Below are 21884 nucleotides of genomic sequence, written 5' to 3'. Positions count from 1 at the left end.
CGAGGCTTTTGTAGGCCGGGTAAGGCGAAGCCGCCACCCGGCAAGCATCACTCGCCGCGATAGATGCAGCCCGCGGTGCAGGTCTCTTTGATCATCACCGCGCTCAGCAGCGGTACCCGCGGTTTCATCTGATCCCAAATCCATTTTGCCAGCACCTCGCTGGTCGGGTTTTCAAGGCCCGGGATCTCATTCAGGTAGTAGTGATCCAGACGATCGTAGGTCGGCTTAAACGCCGCCTTCAGCTCGGCAAAATCCATGATCCAACCGGTATGCGGATCAACTTCACCGGTGATCTCAAGACGCACCATGAACGAATGCCCGTGCAGACGGCCACATTTATGCCCTTCAGGGACATGCGGAAGGTGGTGGGCGGCTTCGAAGGTGAAATCTTTAAACAGTGTGGTGGACATGATCGCTCTCAGTAATGCGGAAAAAACCGCCGCATAGTACCGGAAAGCACAATTTTTAGCATTAACTAAAACGGCTCTGAGCGGCAACCGCCTCGTATACGGGGTGTTTGTCGCTATTTGTTCTTATATTTCAAATAATTATTTAATCGGTTTTATCGCTAAGCATGACAACCAAAACAGGTTAGTCCATTTGGTTATTTATTATTTCCATCCCTTCTTTAATTGTTATTATCCTCGCCGTTAACCTTATCTTCAGTTTGGATTTATTCGCTTAAAGTCCGCTTGGCTACTGGAACATAACGACGCATGACAACACAGGCCCCACCTTCAAACTTGCTTCCCCTGAACCCGGAGCAGCTGGCGCGCCTTCAGGCTGCCACCTCTGATTTTTCTCCCACTCAGCTTGCCTGGGTCTCCGGTTATTTCTGGGGAATGCTCAATCAGCAGCCTGGCGCTGTGGCGGGTGCACCGGCCACGGCCGTAGAAATTCCGTCCATTACCCTGATTTCCGCCTCGCAGACGGGTAACGCCCGTCGCGTGGCCGAAGCGCTGCGTGACGACCTGCTGGCCGCCAGGCTGAACGTGAACCTGGTCAACGCCGGGGATTATAAATTTAAGCAAATCGCGTCAGAAAAACTGCTGGTGGTGGTGGCTTCTACGCAGGGTGAAGGTGAACCCGCAGAAGAAGCGGTGGCGCTGCATAAGTTCCTGTTCTCGAAAAAAGCGCCGAAGCTGGATGGCACGGCGTTTGCCGTCTTTGGCCTGGGCGATACCTCCTATGAATTCTTCTGCCAGTCCGGCAAAGACTTCGACAGCAGGCTGGCGGAGCTGGGCGCAGAGCGCCTGCTGGACCGCGTTGACGCAGATGTCGAATACCAGACCGCCGCCGCTGAATGGCGTGCCCGCATCGTCGACGTGCTAAAAGCGCGCGTGCCGAAAGAGACGTCAGCCCAGGCCGCGTTCACCGCGACGGGTGCTGTTAACGACATCCACACCAGCCCGTACACCAAAGAGGCGCCGCTGGCGGCGAGCCTGTCGGTGAACCAGAAAATTACCGGCCGCGATTCCGAAAAAGACGTTCGCCATATCGAAATCGATCTCGGCGACTCGGGCCTGCGCTATCAGCCTGGCGATGCGCTGGGCGTCTGGTATCAGAACGATCCGGCGCTGGTGAAAGAGCTGGTTGAGCTGCTGTGGCTGAAAGGCGACGAGCCCGTCACCGTTGACGGCAAAACGCAGCCGCTTTCTGAAGCGCTGCAGTGGCATTTTGAGCTGACGGTGAATACCCCGAATATCGTCGAAAATTATGCCACCTTAACGCGCAGCGAATCCCTGCTGCCGCTGGTGGGCGACAAGGCGAAGCTGCAGCATTACGCCGCGACGACGCCGATTGTCGATATGGTGCGCTTCTCTCCGGCTCAGCTGGATGCCGATGCGCTGATCGGCCTGCTGCGTCCGCTGACCCCACGCCTGTACTCCATTGCCTCGTCTCAGGCCGAGGTGGAGAGCGAAGTGCATATCACCGTCGGCGTGGTGCGCTACGACATCGAAGGCCGCGCCCGTACGGGTGGGGCATCGGGCTTCCTGGCAGACCGCGTGGAAGAAGAGGGCGAAGTGCGCGTCTTTATCGAGCACAACGACAACTTCCGCCTGCCTGCAAACCCGGAAACGCCGGTCATCATGATTGGCCCGGGCACCGGCATTGCGCCGTTCCGCGCCTTCATGCAGCAGCGTGCGGCGGATGGCGCACCGGGTAAAAACTGGCTGTTCTTCGGCAACCCGCACTTTACGGAAGATTTCCTCTACCAGGTGGAGTGGCAGCGCTATGTGAAAGAAGGCGTACTGACCCGCATCGATCTGGCCTGGTCCCGCGACCAGAAAGAAAAAGTATACGTACAAGACAAACTGCGCGAACAGGGCGCAGAGCTGTGGCGCTGGATCAATGACGGTGCCCACATTTATGTCTGCGGCGACGCCAATCGCATGGCGAAAGACGTTGAACAGACTTTGCTGGAAGTGATTGCCGAATTCGGCGGTATGGATGCCGAAGCGGCGGATGAATTTTTAAGTGAGCTGCGCGTTGAGCGCCGTTATCAGCGAGATGTCTACTAATGAGCGAAAAACATCCAGGGCCACTGGTGGTCGAAGGTAAACTGACAGACGCCGAGCGCATGAAGCTGGAAAGCAACTATCTGCGTGGCACCATTGCTGAAGATCTGAATGACGGTCTCACCGGCGGTTTCAAAGGCGACAACTTCCTGCTGATCCGTTTCCACGGCATGTACCAGCAGGACGACCGCGACATCCGCGCCGAGCGTGCAGAGCAGAAGCTGGAGCCGCGTCACGCGATGCTGCTGCGCTGCCGTCTGCCGGGTGGGGTGATTACCACCAAACAGTGGCAGGCGATCGACAAGTTTGCCGGTGAAAACACGATCTACGGCAGCATCCGTCTGACCAACCGTCAGACCTTCCAGTTCCACGGCATTCTGAAGAAGAACGTCAAGCCGGTGCACCAGATGCTGCACTCCGTTGGGCTGGACGCGCTGGCGACCGCCAACGACATGAACCGTAACGTGCTCTGCACCTCGAACCCGTATGAGTCCGAGCTGCATGCCGAAGCGTACGAGTGGGCGAAGAAGATCTCCGAGCACCTGCTGCCGCGCACCCGCGCCTATGCGGAGATCTGGCTCGATCAGGAAAAAGTCGCGACTACGGACGAAGAACCGATCCTCGGCCAGACCTACCTGCCGCGTAAGTTTAAAACCACGGTAGTGATCCCGCCGCAGAACGATATCGACCTGCACGCCAACGACATGAACTTCGTGGCGATTGCCGAAAACGGCAAGCTGGTCGGCTTTAACCTGCTGGTGGGCGGCGGCCTGTCCATCGAACACGGTAACAAGAAAACCTACGCCCGTACCGCGAGCGAGTTCGGCTTCCTGCCGCTGGAGCACACGCTGGCCGTGGCGGAAGCGGTGGTGACGACCCAGCGCGACTGGGGTAACCGTACCGACCGTAAAAACGCGAAAACCAAATATACCCTGGAGCGCGTGGGCGTGGAGACGTTCAAAGCGGAAGTGGAGCGTCGCGCGGGCATCAAGTTTGAGCCGATCCGCCCTTACGAATTCACCGGTCGCGGCGATCGCATTGGCTGGGTGAAGGGTATCGACAATAAATGGCACCTGACGCTGTTTATCGAAAACGGCCGTATTCTGGATTATCCGGGGCGTCCGCTGAAAACCGGCCTGCTGGAAATTGCGAAGATCCATAAGGGCGAGTTCCGCATCACCGCTAACCAGAACCTGATCATTGCCGGCGTGCCGGAAAGCCAGAAGGCGAAGATCGAGAAGCTGGCGCGCGAACATGGGTTGATGGATGCGGTGAAGCCGCAGCGTGAAAACTCAATGGCCTGCGTGTCGTTCCCGACCTGTCCGCTGGCGATGGCGGAAGCGGAACGTTTCCTGCCGTCATTCACTGACAAGGTAGAAGCGATTCTGGAAAAACACGGCATTCCGGACGAGCATATTGTTATGCGCGTGACGGGCTGCCCGAACGGCTGCGGTCGCGCGATGCTGGCCGAACTGGGGCTGGTGGGGAAAGCGCCGGGTCGCTACAACCTGCACCTGGGCGGTAACCGTATCGGCACGCGCATTCCGCGTATGTTCCGCGAGAACATCACCGAGCCGGAAATTCTTGATTCCATCGACGAGCTTGTCGGGCGCTGGGCGAAAGAGCGCGAAGCGGGTGAAGGCTTCGGCGACTTTACGGTGCGTGCGGGCATCATTCGCCCGGTGCTCGATCCCGCCAGGGATTTCTGGGAGTAAACACGAGAGGTAATTATGTCCGTACTCGATCTAAACGCCCTTAATGACCTGCCAAAAGTCGAACGCATTCTGGCGCTGGCAGAAACCAATGCCCACCTTGAAAAGCTGGACGCCGAAGGGCGCGTGGCGTGGGCCCTGGAAAACCTGCCGGGAGAGTATGTGCTCTCGTCGAGCTTTGGTATTCAGGCGGCGGTCAGCCTGCATCTGGTGAATCAGATCCGTCCGGACATTCCGGTGATCCTCACCGATACCGGCTACCTGTTCCCGGAGACCTACCAGTTTATTGACGAGCTGACGGACAAGCTCAGGCTGAACCTCAAAGTTTACCGCGCGACGGAAAGCGCGGCCTGGCAGGAGGCGCGCTACGGCAAGCTGTGGGAGCAGGGCGTTGAGGGCATTGAGAAATACAATGAGATCAACAAGGTCGAGCCGATGAACCGGGCGCTGAAAGAGCTTAATGCCCAGACGTGGTTCGCGGGCCTGCGCCGTGAGCAGTCCGGCAGCCGGGCAACCTTACCGGTGCTGGCGGTGCAGCGCGGGGTGTTTAAAGTGCTGCCGATTATCGACTGGGATAACCGGACGGTGTACCAGTACCTGCAAAAGCACGGGCTGAAATACCATCCGCTGTGGGACCAGGGCTATCTGTCGGTGGGCGATACCCACACCACGCGTAAGTGGGAACCGGGCATGGCGGAAGAAGAGACGCGATTCTTCGGGCTGAAGCGCGAGTGCGGGTTGCACGAAGGGTGATAACCTTTTTGCCCGGTGGCGCTGCTGTATGACCGGATACATAGGTGACAGATCAGACCGGGAACATAGGTAACACTTTTAGTCTATCCGCACCACACTCTGGGTTTTTCGGTCGTAGTACGCAAGCGTTATTCCGTTGAAGATGATGGCCTCCAGGCCATCATCCTGTTCTTCCAGCATGATGTACTCATCAGTCAGCGCTTCACTCAGGAACACCGTCCCCTTTTTCCCCATATAGAGTGTCCCCCTCGATTTCACCCTGTAGACCGTTCCTCCTGACGGATAGGCATAGTCAGGAACACGGCCATCCCACTGTCGCTTCGAGGGGTGCCACACCGTTCCGGGCGTTGCACCCGCCAGGGCTTCATGCGGTCTTTCGTAGTTAAATTCTTCCCGGTAGTCACTGAACCACCGCTGTTGTTCTTCCATCGTCATGAAGGTGTTCCCCTGCGCCAGCGCACTTTTCAGGGAACGGTGCATGCGTTCGTGCCGCCCGTTCTCTTCGGGATGGCCCCGCCGGATACGCTCCGGTCTGACGCCCAGCTTTATCAGCCAGACGGCAAGGCGACTTAACCCGGCGATACCCGTCCCTGCGAAGGGCTGACCATTATCGGTTCTCAGAACGTCCGGCAGACCGTACTCCAGGAACGCCTCCGTCAGACAGTGCCTGACGAAGGGCTCGCTCTCACGGTCTGTTCCACGGCAGCTCAGCAGATACCGGCTGTGGTTGTCGGTCAGGGTAAAGGGATGACAGTACTCTCTGCTCAGCAGCCTGAACTTGCCTTTAAAATCAGCGCTCCAGACCTGATTGTTTTCACTGATGCTGGTCAGGGGCCGGCGATTCCCCGGCGTTCTGCGCTTTCTCTTTCTGTCAGGTACCAGGCCTTCACGCTTGAGGATATCGCCGACAGTGCTGGCAGCAGGAACGGTAAAATCGACGTGATGATTGAGGAGCCACATCCGCAGTTTTTTCGGGCCCCAGTCAGGGTGTTTCTGACGCAGGGCAGTCAGGTGTCCGACGACCTCATCAGGAACCGTCCGGGAGTGAGAGCATGGTGCGCGCGACCGGTCAGAGAGAGAGGACAGGTCAGAAGGGTCAAAACGCTGAAGCCATTTGTAGCCGGTTTTGCGGCTGATACCAAAAAGACGGCAAAGAGCGGAGAAGGAGTCCGTACCTTCATGGCAGGCACGGATAAAATCAAGGCGTTGCATAGGTCGGGTCTCAGTCCAGGGCATAGCGAGTCTCCTCTTCTATGCCAGTTATAACTGTTACCCATGTATCCGGTCTAAAGTGTTACCCATGTTTCCGGTTCATACCCTGCGCTTACCGGGCCTACTAAGGCTCGTTCCATATGTAGGCCCGGTAAGGCGTAGCCGCCACCGGGCTTAACGGCCTCAGGCTTTCCCCGCTTTCGCCAGCTCCTTCACCAGCGGCAGCATCACCTTCACCACATCACGACTGCGGTGCTCAATCCGCTGCGGCAGCGCGCGATCGATGTGCTGCTGATTGTCCAGCATCACGTTGTGCCAGCTCGTCCCGTCCGGGAAGGCCTTCGATTTAGCCCGCTGCTGGTAGCCATCTTTTTTGCCCAGCGCCCAGTTCGTCGCTTCCACGTACAGCACCGGAATGCCCGCCTTATCGAACACTTCCCCGTCGTTGCAGCAGCCTGTGCCTCGCGGATAATCCGGGTTACCGCCAGGGTTGCTGGTGGCATAAACCCCATGGCTGCGGGCTATCGCCAGCGCCCGGTCGCGCGTCAGTTTCCGCACGGTACCCGGCGTACTCTGCCCGCTGTTGAAATAGAGCTTGTCGCCGACGATCAGGTTGTCGAGGTTGATCACCAGCAGCGTATTTTTCTTCTCCTCAGCGCTCATGCGCTTAAGGAGATTCTCAGCGCCGAGTTTGCCCTCTTCCTCACCGCTGGTGGCAACAAAACGAATGCCATATTGGGTGGGAATATCTTTCATCCGCTCGGCCAGTTCGAGCATCACACCCAGGCCTGCGGCATTGTCGTCCATGCCCTGCAGCGTCAGCCCGCCAAGATTGTTATCCGTATCGGCGTCACTCATCGGGGCGTAGGTATCAAGGTGCGCCATAATGATAATTTGCTCTTTTGCACTGCCTTCGTGGGCCGCAATCACCGTACTGCCGGTCACGTTATGCCAGTTTTTCGTTTTATTGCGTGAGGTATAGACGTAGCGGCTGTGAAACGATCGGATATCGCTCTGGTAACCCATGTCGGCAAACTGCTGGCGAAGATAGTCCGCGGAGAGCATTTCCGCAGGCGAGCCGGTCATGCGGCCAGGGAAAACGGTGGCAATATGCCGCGCCTGCATAGTGGCGATTTCACCATAAGGTTGGTTTTTTGCCTGGGCAGGAAGAATAAAGCAAACGCCGAGCGCCAGGGCAGCAATACGGTGGCGCGTTGCGGAAAACATAGTGAGTCCTTAAAAACAGAGCAAAATAATAACCCGCCTAGTATGAAACTGTGATCGTCCATACACAATTTGAATCGTTCTTAAATGCCCGAAATGTCGCGCGTTAAGCACTTTTTGGTATTAGCTTTTTCACAGCGTTATTCCATTGAGTAACTACTCATTCCAATTCGTAATTTCATTCGGTCTAAGCCGCCCCCTATAGTCCCTCTATTCCTCGTTGTTAGTGAGTTGTTGCCTGTGGACTATCTGCCCTTATTTGCTGCGATTAAAGAGAAACCGGTGCTGGTGGTTGGCACGGGTGAAATCGCCGATCGCAAAATCGCGTTTCTGCAGCGCGCAGGGGCCCAGGTAAAAGTCGTTGAAGAGGCGGATTTCGACGAGTCACAAATCGACAGCGTCGTGCTGGTAATTGCGGCGACCGACGATCGTGAACTGAACCAGCGGATCTCCGACGCCGCTCAGGCCCGTTACCGCCTGGTGAACGTGGTGGACGACCAGCCTTTATGCTCGTTTATTTTCCCGTCGATCGTTGACCGTTCGCCGCTGCTGGTGGCGATCTCCTCCGGCGGTACCGCACCGGTGCTGGCGCGCGTGCTGCGGGAAAAAATCGAAGCGCTGCTGCCGACCAGCCTCGGGCGCATGGCGGAGAAAGCCAGCTACTGGCGCAACCATCTGAAAACCCGCCTGACCAGCGTGACGGAGCGCCGTCGCTTCTGGGAACGCGTGTTTCGCGGCCGCTTTGCCAGCCTGATGCATGCCGGTAATGAGACAGCGGCGCAGAAAATCCTCGAGGACGAACTGGATAACCCCGGCAGTACGGGCGGGGAGATCATTCTGGTGGGCGCGGGGCCGGGCGATGCCGGGCTCCTGACGCTGCGCGGCCTGCAGGTGCTGCAGGATGCGGACGTGGTGTTCTACGACCACCTGGTCACCGACGGCGTGCGCGAGCTGATCCGTCGCGACGCGGAGCAAATCTGCGTCGGCAAACGGGCGGGCGAACACTCGGTGCCGCAGCACGACACCAACCAGATGCTAATTGACGCCGCGAAAGCGGGCAAAACCGTGGTGCGCCTGAAGGGGGGCGATCCGTTCATTTTCGGTCGCGGCGGCGAAGAGCTGCAGGCGGCAGCCGAAGCGGGCGTTCCGTTCCAGGTGGTGCCCGGCATCACGGCGGCTTCTGCGGTAACGGCCTACGCCGGTATCCCGTTGACCCACCGCGATTACGCCCAGAGCGTCACCTTTGTGACCGGCCACTACAAGGCGGACAGCACGCCGTTCGACTGGTCGCATCTCGCCCAGAGCCGCCAGACGCTGGCGATATACATGGGCACGATGAAGGCGGCGGACATCAGCGAACAGCTTATTCAGCACGGTCGCGAGGCGACGACCCCCGTCGCCGTCATTTCTCGCGGCACGCGCGTCGATCAGCATGTTGCTGTCGGCACACTTCAAGACCTTGCAACCCTGGCGAAAGACGCCCCGATGCCCGCCCTGATCGTGGTGGGGGAAGTGGTGCAGCTGCACAGCACGCTCGCCTGGTTTCAGCACACAACCGATACAGAAGGCTTTGGTTCTTCTGTTGTAAATTTGGCTTAAGGAACGGTTATGGACCAAAAACGTCTTACACACCTGCGGCAGCTCGAAGCGGAAAGTATCCATATTATCCGCGAAGTGGCCGCCGAGTTTTCTAACCCGGTGATGATGTACTCCATCGGTAAAGATTCCAGCGTCATGCTGCATCTGGCGCGTAAAGCGTTTTATCCGGGCACGCTGCCGTTCCCGCTGCTGCACGTGGACACCGGCTGGAAATTCCGCGAGATGTACGAGTTCCGCGACCGTACCGCGAAAGCCTACGGCTGCGAGCTGCTGGTGCATAAAAACCCGGAAGGGGTGGCGATGGGCATTAACCCGTTCGTGCACGGCAGCGCCAAACACACCGATATCATGAAAACCGAAGGGCTGAAGCAGGCGCTGAACAAATACGGTTTTGATGCGGCCTTCGGCGGCGCGCGTCGTGACGAAGAGAAATCCCGCGCCAAAGAGCGTATCTACTCCTTCCGCGACCGCTTCCACCGCTGGGACCCCAAAAACCAGCGTCCGGAGCTGTGGCACAACTACAACGGTCAGATCAACAAAGGCGAAAGCATCCGCGTCTTCCCGCTCTCCAACTGGACCGAGCTGGATATCTGGCAGTACATCTATCTGGAAAACATCGAGATCGTTCCGCTGTACCTGGCCGCCGAGCGCCCGGTGCTGGAGCGCGACGGCATGCTGATGATGATCGATGACGATCGCATCGACCTGCAGCCGGGCGAAGTGATCAAAAAACAGATGGTCCGTTTCCGCACCCTCGGCTGCTGGCCGCTGACCGGCGCGGTGGAGTCCAGTGCGCAGACGCTGCCGGAGATCATCGAAGAGATGCTGGTGTCGACCACCAGCGAGCGACAGGGGCGCGTGATTGACCGCGACCAGGCAGGCTCCATGGAGCTGAAGAAACGTCAGGGTTATTTCTAAGGAGCCGCCATGAACACCACTATTGCTCAACAAATTGCCAAAGAAGGCGGTGTGGAAGCGTATCTGCATGCGCAACAACACAAAAGCCTGCTGCGTTTTCTGACCTGCGGCAGCGTGGATGACGGGAAAAGCACCCTGATTGGCCGCCTGCTGCACGATACGCGCCAGATTTACGAAGATCAGCTCTCCTCCCTGCATAACGACAGTAAGCGTCACGGTACCCAGGGCGAAAAGCTGGATCTGGCGCTGCTGGTTGACGGCCTGCAGGCGGAGCGCGAGCAGGGCATCACCATCGATGTGGCCTACCGCTATTTCTCTACCGAGAAGCGCAAATTTATTATTGCCGACACCCCGGGGCACGAACAGTACACCCGCAATATGGCGACCGGCGCGTCGACCTGTGACCTGGCGATCCTGCTGATCGACGCCCGTAAAGGCGTGCTGGATCAGACCCGTCGCCACAGCTTTATCTCCACGCTGCTGGGGATCAAACACCTGGTGGTGGCGGTCAACAAGATGGATCTGGTGAACTTCAGCGAAGAGAAGTTCGAGGAGATCCGCCAGAGCTACCTGACCTTTGCCGAACAGCTGCCGGGCAACCTGGATATCCGCTTTGTGCCGCTCTCGGCGCTGGAAGGGGATAACGTCGCCTCCCAGAGCGCGAACATGCCGTGGTACAGCGGCCCGACGCTGCTGGAGGTGCTGGAGACGGTTGAAATTCAGCGCGTGGTCGACACTCAGCCGATGCGCTTCCCGGTGCAATACGTGAACCGTCCTAACCTCGATTTCCGCGGTTTCTCCGGCACCCTTGCGTCAGGCTCCGTAAAGGTCGGTCAGCGCGTCAAGGTGCTGCCATCCGGCGTGGAATCGACCATTGCGCGTATCGTCACCTTTGACGGTGACCTGCAGGACGCAGGCGCCGGTGAAGCGGTTACGCTGGTGCTGAAAGACGAGATTGATATCAGCCGGGGCGATCTGCTGGTGGATGCCCAGGAAACGCTGGCCGCCGTGCAGGGGGCTTCCGTGGATGTGGTGTGGATGGCGGAGCAACCGCTGACGCCGGGCCAGAGCTACGACATCAAAATCGCCGGCAAGAAGACCCGCGCCCGCGTGGACGGTATTCAGTTCCAGGTGGACATCAACAACCTGACCCAGCGCGAGGTCACCGAGCTGCCGCTGAACGGTATTGGTCTGGTCGATCTGACCTTTGACGAACCGCTGGTGCTGGATCCGTATCAGCAAAATCCGGTGACGGGCGGGCTTATCTTTATTGACCGCCTGACGAACGTCACCGTCGGCGCGGGGATGGTCCGTGAGCCAAACGAACAGGCGTCCGCGGCTTCAGAATTCAGCGCCTTTGAGCTGGAACTGAACGCGCTGGTGCGTAAGCACTTCCCGCACTGGGGCGCGCGCGATCTGCTGGGAGGCAAGTAATGGCTGCCCATGATGAGAACGTCGTCTGGCATCCTCATCCGGTCACCGTCGCCCAGCGCGAACAGCTCCACGGTCACCGAGGAGTTGTGCTGTGGTTTACCGGGCTGTCCGGCTCGGGTAAATCGACGGTGGCGGGCGCGCTGGAAGAGGCATTGCATCAGCAGGGCGTAAGCACGTACCTGCTGGATGGCGACAACGTGCGCCATGGCCTGTGCAGCGATTTAGGGTTCAGCGACGACGACCGCAAAGAGAACATCCGCCGGGTCGGGGAGGTCGCCAGCCTGATGGCCGACGCCGGGCTGGTGGTGCTGACCGCATTTATCTCTCCACACCGCGCCGAGCGCCAGATGGTGCGCGAACGGGTCGGTCAGGATCGCTTTATCGAAGTGTTTGTGGATACGCCGCTGGAGGTTTGCGAAGCGCGCGACCCGAAAGGGCTGTACAAAAAAGCGCGTGCCGGAGAATTGCGCAACTTCACCGGCATTGACGCGGTATACGAAGCGCCTGAATCGCCAGAAATTCACCTGGAGGGTCAACAATTGGTAACAAATTTAGTAAGCCAATTATTAGACCTGCTCAGACGGGACGATATTATCAGATCCTGAGACGGTATCGTTCGGGAGCTGTCTTCCCGAACGATGAGTCACGGTCACAGGACTAGCTATGCGCAACAGTGAACATTACATCACCACCACCGGGTCGGAGCCGCTTGCGACCGACGACGAAACGACCTGGTCATTTCCTGGGGCCATCATTGGCTTCGTCTCATGGTTGCTGGCGCTGGGTATCCCGTTTCTTATCTACGGCGGCAACACGCTGTTCTTCTTTCTCTACACCTGGCCTTTCTTTCTGGCGCTGATGCCCGTGGCGGTTGTCGTCGGCATTGCGCTTCACTCGCTGCTCAACGGGAAGCTCCTGTACAGTACCGTGGTCACGATTGTGACGGTGGTGCTGATGTTTGGTCTGTTATTTTTGTGGCTCATGGGCTAACTTCAGCCATAATTCAAACCGTAACCAACTGTGTAACGATATTGAGCAGGACGATTCTGCGGAAAAAATGTGGTACATTTGCCCGCGATGTTGCGGCATCTCTGTTACCCCGGCGTAGTGCTCTGGGGAAGTCTTGGGATGATGATGCCGTTTTTCAGGGGGCAGGATGGGTAAACTAACGCTGCTGTTGCTGGCTTTGCTAATCTGGCTGCAATATTCGCTGTGGTTCGGTAAGAACGGACTGCACGACTATAGCCGGGTGAGCGATGACGTCGCGGCTCAGCAGGCAACAAACGCCAAACTTAAGGCGCGAAACGATCAACTCTTCGCTGAAATTGATGACCTCAATGGCGGGCAAGAGGCGATTGAGGAACGCGCACGCAATGAACTCAGTATGACTAAGCCGGGCGAAACCTTTTATCGTCTGGTTCCGGATGCGTCTAAACGCAATCAGGGCTCAGCACAAAACAATCGATAATCAGGCCCAGGATTACGACATGGCAGTAACTTTTTCGGACGTATGCGCCGTGGTGCCGGCCGCAGGTTTTGGCCGGCGCATGCAGACAGAATGTCCCAAGCAATACCTCTCTATTGGCGATAAAACGATCCTCGAGCACGCCGTGGCGGCGCTGCTGGCGCACCCGCGGGTGACGCGGGCGATCATCGCTATCAGCCCCGGCGATGCGCGCTTCGCGCAGCTCCCGCTGGCAAATCATCCACAGATTACCGTTGTCGATGGCGGTGCCGAGCGCGCCGATTCCGTGCTGGCAGGCATTCAGGCGGCCGGTAACGCGCCGTGGGTGCTGGTCCATGACGCGGCGCGTCCGTGCCTGCATCAGGACGATCTCGCTCGTCTGCTGGCATTGAGCGAAACCAGTAAAGTGGGCGGCATTCTGGCCGCCCCCGTGCGCGACACCATGAAGCGTGCCGAGCCGGGTAAACGGGCTATCGCCCACACCGTCGATCGCGTCGATCTCTGGCACGCGCTGACGCCGCAATTTTTCCCCCGCGAATTACTCCACGACTGCTTAACGCGCGCGCTTAACGAAGGTGCGACCATCACGGACGAAGCCTCTGCGCTGGAGTACTGCGGTTTCCACCCTGAGCTTGTTGAAGGACGTGCTGATAATATTAAAGTGACGCGTCCGGAAGATTTACAGCTCGCGGAATTTTATCTTACCCGTTCGACCCATCAGGAGAAGGCATAATGCGAATTGGACACGGTTTTGATGTACACGCCTTTGGCGGAGAAGGCCCAATTATCATTGGCGGCGTGCGCATTCCTTATGAAAAAGGGCTGCTGGCGCATTCTGATGGCGACGTGGCGCTGCATGCGCTGACCGACGCGCTGCTGGGCGCGGCCGCACTGGGTGATATCGGCAAGCTATTCCCGGACACCGACCCGGCGTTTAAAGGGGCGGACAGCCGTGAACTGCTGCGCGAAGCGTGGCGCCGCATCCAGGCGAAAGGCTACACCCTTGGTAACGTCGACGTGACGATTATCGCTCAGGCCCCAAAAATGCTGCCGCACATTCCGCAGATGCGCGTATTTATTGCAGAAGATCTGGGCTGCCACATGGACGACGTGAACGTCAAAGCGACGACGACCGAGAAGCTGGGCTTTACCGGTCGCGGCGAAGGGATTGCCTGTGAAGCCGTGGCGCTGCTGGTGAAGGCGAGCAAATGACAGACTTTGACAACCTGACATACCTGCACGGTAAACCGCAGGGGAACGGGGTGCTGAAAGCCAGCCCTGAAGATTTCCTCGTGGTGGAGGATCTGGGCTTTGAGCCGGATGGCGAAGGCGAACATATCCTGGTGCGAATTCTGAAAAATGGCTGCAATACCCGCTTTGTGGCCGACGCGCTGGCAAAATTCCTCAAAATTCATGCCCGCGAGGTGAGCTTTGCCGGGCAGAAAGATAAACACGCCGTCACGGAACAGTGGCTCTGCGCGCGCGTTCCCGGCAATGCGATGCCTGATTTAAGCAAATTTGAGCTTGAGGGCTGTAAGGTACTGGAATATGCCCGCCACAAGCGCAAACTGCGTCTGGGCGCGTTAAAAGGCAACGCGTTTACGCTGGTGCTGCGCGAAGTGACTGACCGTGAAGACGTTGAAAAACGCCTGAATGCCATCAGCGACCGCGGCGTACCGAACTACTTTGGCGCGCAGCGCTTTGGCATCGGCGGCAGCAACCTGCAGGGCGCACTGCGCTGGGCGCAAAGCGACGCGCCGGTGCGTGACAGGAATAAACGCAGTTTTTGGTTGTCGGCGGCCCGCAGTGCGTTGTTTAATCAGATTGTGAGCGAAAGGCTGAAAAAACCGGACGCGAATCAAGTTGTTGTTGGCGATGCGCTACAATTAGCGGGACGCGGAAGCTGGTTTGTGGCAACGGCCGAAGAGATGGCCGATGTCCAGTCGCGCGTGGACGCAAAAGGGCTGCTGATCACCGCCGCGTTGCCCGGTACGGGCGACTGGGGAACACAGGGCGACGCGCTGGCCGCCGAGCAGTCAGCCGTGGCGGATGCGCCAGAATTGCAGTCCTTGCTGGTGCGGGAAAAAGTCGACGCGGCACGCCGCGCGATGCTGCTCTATCCGCAGCAGTTAAGCTGGAACTGGTGGGATGACGTAACCGTCGAGTTACGCTTCTGGCTGCCGGCAGGCAGCTTTGCCACCAGTGTTGTCAGGGAACTTATCAACACCTCGGGTGATTATGCGAATATTGCTGAGTAACGATGACGGGATCCACGCGCCAGGCATTCAGACCCTGGCGAAACACCTCCGTGAGTTTGCGGATGTGCAGGTTGTGGCGCCCGATCGTAACCGCAGTGGAGCGTCTAACTCGCTGACGCTGGAGTCGTCGCTTCGCACCTTTACCTTTGAAAATGGCGATATTGCCGTACAGATGGGCACGCCAACCGACTGTGTTTTTCTGGGCGTGAACGCGCTGATGCGGCCGCGTCCGGATATCGTCGTCTCCGGCATTAACGCCGGGCCTAACCTCGGCGATGACGTGATTTACTCCGGCACCGTGGCGGCCGCAATGGAAGGCCGCCATCTGGGATTCCCGGCGCTGGCGGTCTCGTTGAACGGCTACACGCACTACGACACCGCCGCCGCGGTGACCTGTTCGATCCTGCGGGCGCTCGGCCGCGAGCCGTTGCGTACCGGACGCATCCTCAACATCAACGTGCCGGATCTTCCTCTCGATGAAATTAAAGGCATCCGCGTCACCCGTTGCGGGAGTCGACATCCTGCCGATCAGGTGATCCCGCAGCAGGATCCGCGCGGCAACACGCTTTACTGGATCGGCCCTCCCGGCGATAAGTGCGATGCGGGTCCGGATACCGACTTTGCCGCCGTGGAGGAAGGCTATGTTTCGGTTACCCCGCTGCACGTAGATTTAACCGCGTATAGCGCGCATGATGTGGTGTCGGGCTGGCTGGATCGCGCAGGAGTGAACGCGCAATGGTAAACAAACGTGTACAAACTCTTCTGGAACAACTACGCGCGCAGGGGATCCGCGACGAGCACGTGCTTGAAGCGCTCGCCCTGGTTCCGCGTGAGAAATTTGTAGACGAGGCGTTTGAACACAAAGCGTGGGAAAACGTGGCGCTGCCCATCGGGCAGGGCCAGACGATTTCGCAGCCTTACATGGTGGCTCGCATGACGGAGCTGCTGGAGCTGACGCCCGACTCCCGCGTGCTGGAGATTGGCACCGGGTCGGGGTATCAGACCGCGATCCTGGCGCATCTCGTTCATCACGTATGCTCCGTTGAGCGGATTAAAGGTTTACAGTGGCAGGCGCGTCGTCGCCTGAAACAACTTGATTTACATAATGTTTCGACACGACACGGTGATGGATGGCAGGGTTGGAAGGCTCGCGCCCCGTTTGACGCGATCATCGTGACGGCGGCCCCGCCTGAAATTCCAGCTGCCCTGTTGTCGCAGCTGGATGAGGGGGGCATTCTGGTTTTGCCTGTCGGGGACGAGCAGCAGCTGTTGAAGCGCGTTCGTCGGCGCGGCGGCGAGTTTATTATCGACACCGTGGAAGCCGTGCGCTTTGTGCCTCTGGTGAAGGGGGAGTTGGCCTGAGACTCGGAATTATCCAGGGTTATTAAGGCAAATTCAGCGTATGGTGTGGCGCGAAAGATTCGTGCCATCACGGTAAATTTTAAGTCACTGGTAGTTAACACATTCCTGGGGGATAAATGAGCGCGGGAAGCCCAAAATTCACCATCAGCCGTGTTGCGGCATTATCACTGGTTTCGCTCTGGCTGGCAGGCTGTACAAGTTCTAACAACGCCCCTGCGCCCGTCAGTTCCGTCGGCGGAAACAGCGGCTCCGGTAACACGTCCAGCGGAATGTTAATCACGCCGCCACCTAAAATGGGGACAGCTGCGCCGCAGCAAACACCACAAATTCAGCCTGTGCAACATCCTGTTACACAGCCAATGCAGGTTCAGCCAGTTGAACAGCCTGTTCAGACCCAAAACGGCCGCATAGTCTATAACCGCCAGTATGGGAACATTCCGAAAGGCAGCTACACCGGTGGCAGCACCTATACCGTGAAACGCGGCGATACGCTGTTCTACATTGCGTGGATCACCGGGAACGATTTCCGTGACCTCGCGCAGCGCAACAACGTCCAGGCCCCATATGCTCTGGAAGTCGGGCAAACGCTCCAGGTGGGCAACGCGACGGGTACGCCGCTTACGCCTGGCAACACGGTTTCAGCGGCCGATGTGACGGCTCAAAATAACAGCGTTAAGCCTGCACAAAAATCCACCACGGTGGTTGCTTCACAACCTGTAATTACGTATTCTGAGGATTCAGGTGATCAGACTGCTAACAAAATGTTGCCGAATAATAAAGGGACTGCGACTGCTGTCACAGCACCGGTTACGGCACCTGTGGTTAGCTCTACTGAACCGACTGCCAGCAGTATGACCTCCAGTTCGCCGATTTCTGCATGGCGCTGGCCGACTGACGGCAAGGTTATCGAGAACTTCTCTTCCTCCGAAGGGGGAAATAAAGGGATCGATATCGCAGGGAGTAAAGGACAGGCTATCATCGCGACCGCAGATGGACGCGTTGTGTATGCCGGTAACGCTCTGCGCGGTTACGGTAATCTTATCATCATCAAACACAACGATGATTACCTGAGTGCCTACGCCCATAACGACACAATGCTGGTCCGGGAACAACAAGAAGTTAAGGCGGGGCAAAAAATCGCTACCATGGGTAGCACCGGAACCAGTTCTACACGCTTGCATTTTGAAATTCGTTACAAGGGGAAATCCGTAAACCCGCTGCAGTACTTGCCGCAGCGATAATTTGACGGGGCATGCCAGCCAGGGTGTCTCGTTCAGGGATCACGGGTAGGAGCCACCTTATGAGTCAGAATACGCTGAAAGTTCATGATTTAAATGAAGACGCGGAATTTGATGAGAACGGAGTAGAGGCTTTTGACGAAAAAGCCTTAGTAGAAGAGGAACCCAGTGATAACGATTTGGCTGAAGAAGAGCTGTTATCGCAGGGCGCCACACAGCGTGTACTGGACGCGACTCAGCTTTACCTTGGGGAGATTGGTTACTCCCCACTGCTAACGGCCGAAGAAGAAGTCTATTTCGCACGTCGTGCTTTGCGTGGTGATGTTGCCTCGCGTCGTCGCATGATTGAAAGTAACCTGCGACTGGTCGTGAAAATTGCCCGCCGTTACGGCAATCGTGGTCTGGCTCTGCTGGATCTGATTGAAGAGGGCAACTTAGGTCTCATCCGCGCAGTTGAGAAGTTTGACCCGGAACGCGGGTTCCGTTTCTCAACCTACGCGACCTGGTGGATTCGTCAGACCATCGAACGGGCTATTATGAACCAGACCCGTACGATTCGCCTGCCGATTCACATCGTCAAAGAGTTGAACGTGTATCTGCGTACCGCGCGCGAGTTGTCCCATAAGCTGGACCACGAGCCAAGCGCAGAAGAAATTGCCGAACAACTCGATAAACCGGTTGATGACGTAAGCCGTATGCTGCGTCTCAACGAGCGCATTACCTCCGTTGACACCCCGCTGGGTGGCGACTCCGAAAAAGCGCTGCTGGACATCCTGGCCGATGAAAAAGACAACGGTCCGGAAGACACCACGCAGGACGATGACATGAAGCAGAGCATCGTTAAATGGCTGTTCGAACTGAACGCCAAACAGCGTGAAGTGCTGGCGCGTCGTTTCGGTTTACTGGGGTATGAAGCTGCGACACTGGAAGACGTCGGCCGCGAAATTGGCCTGACCCGTGAACGTGTTCGTCAGATTCAGGTTGAAGGTCTGCGTCGCCTGCGTGAAATCCTGCAGGGGCAAGGTCTGAATATCGAAGCGCTGTTCCGCGAATAAGCAACCTTTCGTCAAAAAAGGCCCGTCGTGAGACGGGCCTTTTTCTTTTGTGTTACGGCTGCGTCGCCGTCTCGTGCAGCAGACGCCAGGTTATTTTGTCACCTTCCTGATTAAGCACCGCGGTTGACCAGCGCACGTTAACGGGCAGGTCTGGCCGGGTTTGCGTCTCCCGGTAGTGAAGCACTGCACCCCGTTCGCCGCTCTGGATCGTGGTTAATTCGTCAATGACGATTTTCAGCCCGGGACGGCTTCCGCGCTGTTTTTCCAGAAAACTGGCCAGGCCGTTATAGTCGACCTGCACACCGCCCGGCGGGATCATCAGAAAATCGCGACGGAAACGGGCGAGCAGCGCGTCGGCCTCGCCTTCACCTTTGCCTAACCATGCTTCAAGCGCAATGTGGAGGTCGATAATGTCGTGTTCGAAAGGCGTCATGAATTCTCCTGTCGCAGCGGGTTTAGCACCTGCGTATTGTTAAGACGAAAAACGTACGGTACAGGCAGCAAGGTCATGCCTGCGGCAAAAATAAACATCCCGTGCCAGGCGGCGTGTGGCGTCAGCCACGCCTGCGCCAGGTTCAGCACCTGCGCCAGCAGCAGGGCACCGGCAAAAAAGCTCAATTGACGATTGAGATTCCACAGCGCGCTGGCATCCGGCATCTCGTCCCGGCGCGTTGTCAGAAACGCGCTGCTCTGAGCCGTGCTGCTGCACAGGCTTCCCCCGGCGCCCATCAGGGCAAACGCGACGGCAGGCAACAGCGTAGCCGAACTGACGTTAATCAAAAGCAGAATGCCCGTCGCCTGCAACAGGCAGCCGATGACAATCAGGGGGCGGGGGCCGATACGGTTAAAATAACGTCCCGTTGCCGTGATGGCGATAAACGATACCACAGACCACGGCAGCATGAGCATGCCCGTAGCGGCGGGACTCATGTTCGCCACGTTCTGAAGATAAAACATGCCCGTGACGTTCACCCCAATAAATACGCCAGGAACGCAGATATACACAAGCATGGAAAAACGCAAAAGCGGGTCCGCGAGCAAGGTCAGGTTTAGCAGTCTGGCCGCGTTCATCGCAGGCATTTCGTGTTTAAGCCACAGGCAGGCCAGAACAAAGGTCACGATAGCCACCGGGAGCGTGGCGAAAAATATCCATCGCCAGCCTAGCGTCTGTACCAGCAGTCCCCCGATAGCCGGGGAGCAGGCCGGGGCAAGCAGCGCAACCAGCATGACCGCCGAAGAGAGCTTCGCACGCTCCTGAGGCCTGAACTGTTGCCAGGTCAGCGCCTGTCCGACGGGGATCAGTAAGCCTCCTCCCGCGCCCTGAAGCACTCGCCAGGCGATCAGACTTTCAAGCGTTGCAGACAGGCCCGCCGCTGCGGAGGCTGCGCTGAACAGAAAAAGCGAGAGCAGGATGACGCGCTTTGGCCCGATGCGGCGCGAGAGCAGGCTGCTGAACGGGATCGCCAGCGTCAGGCCGGCAATGTAGCCGTTACTGACCCAGGCAAGGGCAGAAGGCGTGCTGTTAAAGGCGTGAGCCATCGCCGGAAAGGCGACGCTGGCAATAAACATGTTGATCAAATCAAGAAAAAAGCCCAGCAGATAGACAACGGCAACTTGGCTGCGATACGTCATGGTGGATCCTCCGGTGAGGTGGCGTATCGTATCGGCTCGGGCATCACGGATAAACCTGACAAAGCGCGATATACTGTCAAAAATATTTTGACAGTAAAGGGCGTGATGATGATTAACCTGCAGCGGACGCAGATGTTTATCGCGGTGGCCGACACCGGCAGTTTTACGGCCGCCGCCGAGGCAATGGGGCTGACAAAAGCGGTGGTTAGCTTTAATATCCGCCAGCTTGAAGATGAGCTGGGCGTTACGCTGCTGCTGCGCTCCACCCGCCGCCTGACGCTAACCGAGGCGGGCGTGCTTTTTCATCAGCGCAGCGTGGCGCTTCTGAAGGAGGCCGAACGGCTGCAGGATGATGTCCGCGCGAACCATGCGGGGCTCACCGGCGAGCTGCGTATCACGACCACGCCTGAATATGGCGCCCGGGTCGTGGTGCCGCTGCTGGCCAGGTTTAGCCAGCAGCACACGGATCTTCGCGTCCGACATGTTTCGTCGTCACTGCACGCAGACCTTATCTCGGAGCGCTTTGACGTGGCCATCCGGCTGGGAACGCTTGTTGATTCGCGCAACCACGCCGCGCTGATTTCTCACTTTTCTATTCTCCCCGTCGCGACGCCCGAGTGGCTTGCGAGAAACCCGATCGAATCGCTTGCGCAGCTGGCGCAGGCCGACTGGATTATCCACGAGCGCTTAGCCTCGCCGCTGCGCTGGCAGGTGAAAGATGCCCGCGGTGCGCCTGACATGCTGGAGATAAAAAAGGCGCCGCGTTTGTTTGCCGACAGCGCTCAGGCCCTTATGGCTTTTGCGCTCGCAGGCGGTGGGGTGGCGTTACTGCCGGAATGGCTGGTGCGCGATGCGCTTGATGCGGGAACGCTGGTGACGATTTTACCGGAGTATACCTTTGCGCGGCAGGGGATTTATGCGGTCTATCCTGATGCCCGGCATGTGCCCGCAAAAGTGCGCACCTTTATCGATTTTATGCGCACCAGCGTGAGTTAATCGTGCATCATCTTTTTGATGAGCGCAGAGAACTGCTCCCGCTCGGCCTTGTTAAGGCGTCCTAAAAAGGCCTCATCAACCTCATTGCCTACCGGCTTACAGTCTGCAAGCAGGGCCTCACCTTCTGGCGTGAGGAAGACAAAGCGACGGCGCTTATCCGCAGGGTCGTGCTCGCGTTTGACCAGCCCGCGCGCCTCCATGCGGCTCAGCATTTCCGCCAGGGTCGCTTTCGTGCTGACCGCGACTTCAGTCAATGCCACCTGTTCAATGCCCGGATGCTCGGCAATCGAGCGCATCACCGCATACTGCGGCTTGGTCAGTTCCGGCAGGGCATGTTGCCACTTCGCGGTATGCTGTTGAAAAAGCTGACGTAACAGGTGGAACGCCTCTTGTCTTAGTTCCATGAACACTCCGACAGAAAAAATCACCCCCTATGATAGCCGCTAAAGTCCAGGATGATAATGCGGCATTTTTTAGCATTTTGTGTGATCGTGTACGAACGATCTT

Annotated in this window: 23 protein-coding genes; 17 read left to right on the top strand and 6 right to left on the bottom strand. The window is 57.8% G+C overall.

Annotation, left to right across the window (positions count from 1 at the left end):
- Positions 1 to 47 precede the first annotated feature (47 nt).
- Entirely contained in the window at positions 48 to 410 is a 363-nt protein-coding gene (queD, locus tag BFV67_RS17550; RefSeq protein WP_023294450.1) for a 6-carboxytetrahydropterin synthase QueD, read from the bottom strand.
- A 306-nt stretch (positions 411 to 716) separates the two neighbouring features.
- Between queD and cysJ the strand changes: the two genes are divergently transcribed.
- The 3 genes from cysJ to cysH are packed head-to-tail and all read left to right on the top strand — an operon-like array spanning position 717 to position 4984.
- Positions 717 to 2522: an NADPH-dependent assimilatory sulfite reductase flavoprotein subunit gene (cysJ, locus tag BFV67_RS17545; protein ID WP_044597721.1), complete on the top strand. Its 1806-nt coding sequence runs from the start codon at positions 717 to 719 to the stop codon at positions 2520 to 2522.
- A complete protein-coding gene (cysI, locus tag BFV67_RS17540; RefSeq protein WP_008499617.1) occupies positions 2522 to 4234 on the top strand; it encodes an assimilatory sulfite reductase (NADPH) hemoprotein subunit in 1713 nt (570 codons plus the stop codon). The genes cysJ and cysI overlap by 1 nt, the downstream gene beginning before the upstream one ends.
- Positions 4235 to 4249: 15 nt before the next feature.
- On the top strand, positions 4250 to 4984 hold the full coding sequence (gene cysH, locus BFV67_RS17535) for a phosphoadenosine phosphosulfate reductase (RefSeq protein ID WP_008499616.1): 735 nt from the start codon (positions 4250 to 4252) through the stop codon (positions 4982 to 4984).
- A gap of 78 nt (positions 4985 to 5062) precedes the next feature.
- On the opposite strand, the gene BFV67_RS17530 is transcribed toward cysH, so the two are convergent.
- Together BFV67_RS17530 and BFV67_RS17525 are read right to left on the bottom strand one after the other, a co-directional pair.
- The gene (locus BFV67_RS17530) at positions 5063 to 6196 is read right to left on the bottom strand and encodes an integrase core domain-containing protein (RefSeq protein ID WP_235610606.1); all 1134 of its coding nucleotides are present in this window, start codon (positions 6194 to 6196) and stop codon (positions 5063 to 5065) included.
- Between the two features lie 183 nt (positions 6197 to 6379).
- The gene (locus tag BFV67_RS17525; protein WP_008499615.1) at positions 6380 to 7423 is read right to left on the bottom strand and encodes an aminopeptidase; all 1044 of its coding nucleotides are present in this window, start codon (positions 7421 to 7423) and stop codon (positions 6380 to 6382) included.
- A 237-nt stretch (positions 7424 to 7660) separates the two neighbouring features.
- On the opposite strand from BFV67_RS17525, the gene cysG reads away from it, so the two are divergent.
- From cysG to rpoS, 13 genes are all read left to right on the top strand, one after another.
- Entirely contained in the window at positions 7661 to 9019 is a 1359-nt protein-coding gene (gene cysG, locus BFV67_RS17520) for a siroheme synthase CysG (protein WP_025912399.1), read from the top strand.
- A 9-nt stretch (positions 9020 to 9028) separates the two neighbouring features.
- On the top strand, positions 9029 to 9937 hold the full coding sequence (gene cysD, locus BFV67_RS17515) for a sulfate adenylyltransferase subunit CysD (protein ID WP_006811770.1): 909 nt from the start codon (positions 9029 to 9031) through the stop codon (positions 9935 to 9937).
- 9 nt (positions 9938 to 9946) lie between these two features.
- A complete protein-coding gene (gene cysN, locus BFV67_RS17510; protein WP_023344812.1) occupies positions 9947 to 11371 on the top strand; it encodes a sulfate adenylyltransferase subunit CysN in 1425 nt (474 codons plus the stop codon).
- Positions 11371 to 11976, top strand: coding sequence for an adenylyl-sulfate kinase (cysC, locus tag BFV67_RS17505; protein WP_021241908.1), 606 nt, complete (start codon positions 11371 to 11373; stop codon positions 11974 to 11976). Before cysN ends, cysC begins: the two co-directional genes overlap by 1 nt.
- A gap of 58 nt (positions 11977 to 12034) precedes the next feature.
- Positions 12035 to 12361 carry a DUF3561 family protein gene (locus BFV67_RS17500; RefSeq protein WP_008499610.1) on the top strand — a complete coding sequence of 109 codons (327 nt, stop codon included), beginning with the start codon at positions 12035 to 12037 and terminating at the stop codon, positions 12359 to 12361.
- Positions 12362 to 12527: 166 nt separating this feature from the next.
- Positions 12528 to 12839: a cell division protein FtsB gene (gene ftsB / locus BFV67_RS17495; protein ID WP_008499609.1), complete on the top strand. Its 312-nt coding sequence runs from the start codon at positions 12528 to 12530 to the stop codon at positions 12837 to 12839.
- Positions 12840 to 12858: 19 nt separating this feature from the next.
- Positions 12859 to 13569: a 2-C-methyl-D-erythritol 4-phosphate cytidylyltransferase gene (ispD, locus tag BFV67_RS17490; RefSeq protein WP_023616744.1), complete on the top strand. Its 711-nt coding sequence runs from the start codon at positions 12859 to 12861 to the stop codon at positions 13567 to 13569.
- Positions 13569 to 14048: a 2-C-methyl-D-erythritol 2,4-cyclodiphosphate synthase gene (gene ispF / locus BFV67_RS17485; RefSeq protein WP_008499607.1), complete on the top strand. Its 480-nt coding sequence runs from the start codon at positions 13569 to 13571 to the stop codon at positions 14046 to 14048. The genes ispD and ispF overlap by 1 nt, the downstream gene beginning before the upstream one ends.
- On the top strand, positions 14045 to 15094 hold the full coding sequence (truD, locus tag BFV67_RS17480) for a tRNA pseudouridine(13) synthase TruD (protein WP_063453298.1): 1050 nt from the start codon (positions 14045 to 14047) through the stop codon (positions 15092 to 15094). The genes ispF and truD overlap by 4 nt, the downstream gene beginning before the upstream one ends.
- Positions 15075 to 15836, top strand: coding sequence for a 5'/3'-nucleotidase SurE (surE, locus tag BFV67_RS17475; protein WP_021241911.1), 762 nt, complete (start codon positions 15075 to 15077; stop codon positions 15834 to 15836). Before truD ends, surE begins: the two co-directional genes overlap by 20 nt.
- Positions 15830 to 16456 (top strand): protein-L-isoaspartate(D-aspartate) O-methyltransferase, encoded by a 627-nt coding sequence (locus tag BFV67_RS17470; RefSeq protein ID WP_008499604.1) that lies wholly within the window; start codon positions 15830 to 15832, stop codon positions 16454 to 16456. The genes surE and BFV67_RS17470 overlap by 7 nt, the downstream gene beginning before the upstream one ends.
- A 116-nt stretch (positions 16457 to 16572) precedes the next feature.
- Positions 16573 to 17697 carry a murein hydrolase activator NlpD gene (nlpD, locus tag BFV67_RS17465; protein ID WP_023325976.1) on the top strand — a complete coding sequence of 375 codons (1125 nt, stop codon included), beginning with the start codon at positions 16573 to 16575 and terminating at the stop codon, positions 17695 to 17697.
- 59 nt (positions 17698 to 17756) lie between these two features.
- Positions 17757 to 18749, top strand: coding sequence for an RNA polymerase sigma factor RpoS (gene rpoS / locus BFV67_RS17460; protein WP_008499600.1), 993 nt, complete (start codon positions 17757 to 17759; stop codon positions 18747 to 18749).
- 52 nt (positions 18750 to 18801) lie between these two features.
- Here rpoS and BFV67_RS17455 read toward each other — a convergent pair whose 3' ends face one another.
- Positions 18802 to 19182: a DUF4440 domain-containing protein gene (locus BFV67_RS17455; RefSeq protein ID WP_032675421.1), complete on the bottom strand. Its 381-nt coding sequence runs from the start codon at positions 19180 to 19182 to the stop codon at positions 18802 to 18804.
- Positions 19179 to 20381 carry an MFS transporter gene (locus BFV67_RS17450; protein WP_069598733.1) on the bottom strand — a complete coding sequence of 401 codons (1203 nt, stop codon included), beginning with the start codon at positions 20379 to 20381 and terminating at the stop codon, positions 19179 to 19181. The genes BFV67_RS17455 and BFV67_RS17450 overlap by 4 nt, the downstream gene beginning before the upstream one ends.
- Before the next feature lie 108 nt (positions 20382 to 20489).
- Here BFV67_RS17450 and BFV67_RS17445 point away from each other — a divergent pair, with 108 nt between their 5' ends.
- Positions 20490 to 21377: a LysR family transcriptional regulator gene (locus tag BFV67_RS17445; RefSeq protein WP_039024141.1), complete on the top strand. Its 888-nt coding sequence runs from the start codon at positions 20490 to 20492 to the stop codon at positions 21375 to 21377.
- Here the strand turns inward: BFV67_RS17445 and BFV67_RS17440 are convergent.
- Positions 21374 to 21781 carry a MarR family winged helix-turn-helix transcriptional regulator gene (locus BFV67_RS17440; RefSeq protein WP_008499596.1) on the bottom strand — a complete coding sequence of 136 codons (408 nt, stop codon included), beginning with the start codon at positions 21779 to 21781 and terminating at the stop codon, positions 21374 to 21376. The two genes, BFV67_RS17445 and BFV67_RS17440, sit on opposite strands and share 4 nt — an antisense overlap.
- Positions 21782 to 21884: the final 103 nt, after the last annotated feature.

This window comes from Enterobacter roggenkampii (assembly GCF_001729805.1).
Lineage (GTDB): Bacteria > Pseudomonadota > Gammaproteobacteria > Enterobacterales > Enterobacteriaceae > Enterobacter > Enterobacter roggenkampii.
This window is presented reverse-complemented; position numbering and strand designations above follow the sequence as displayed.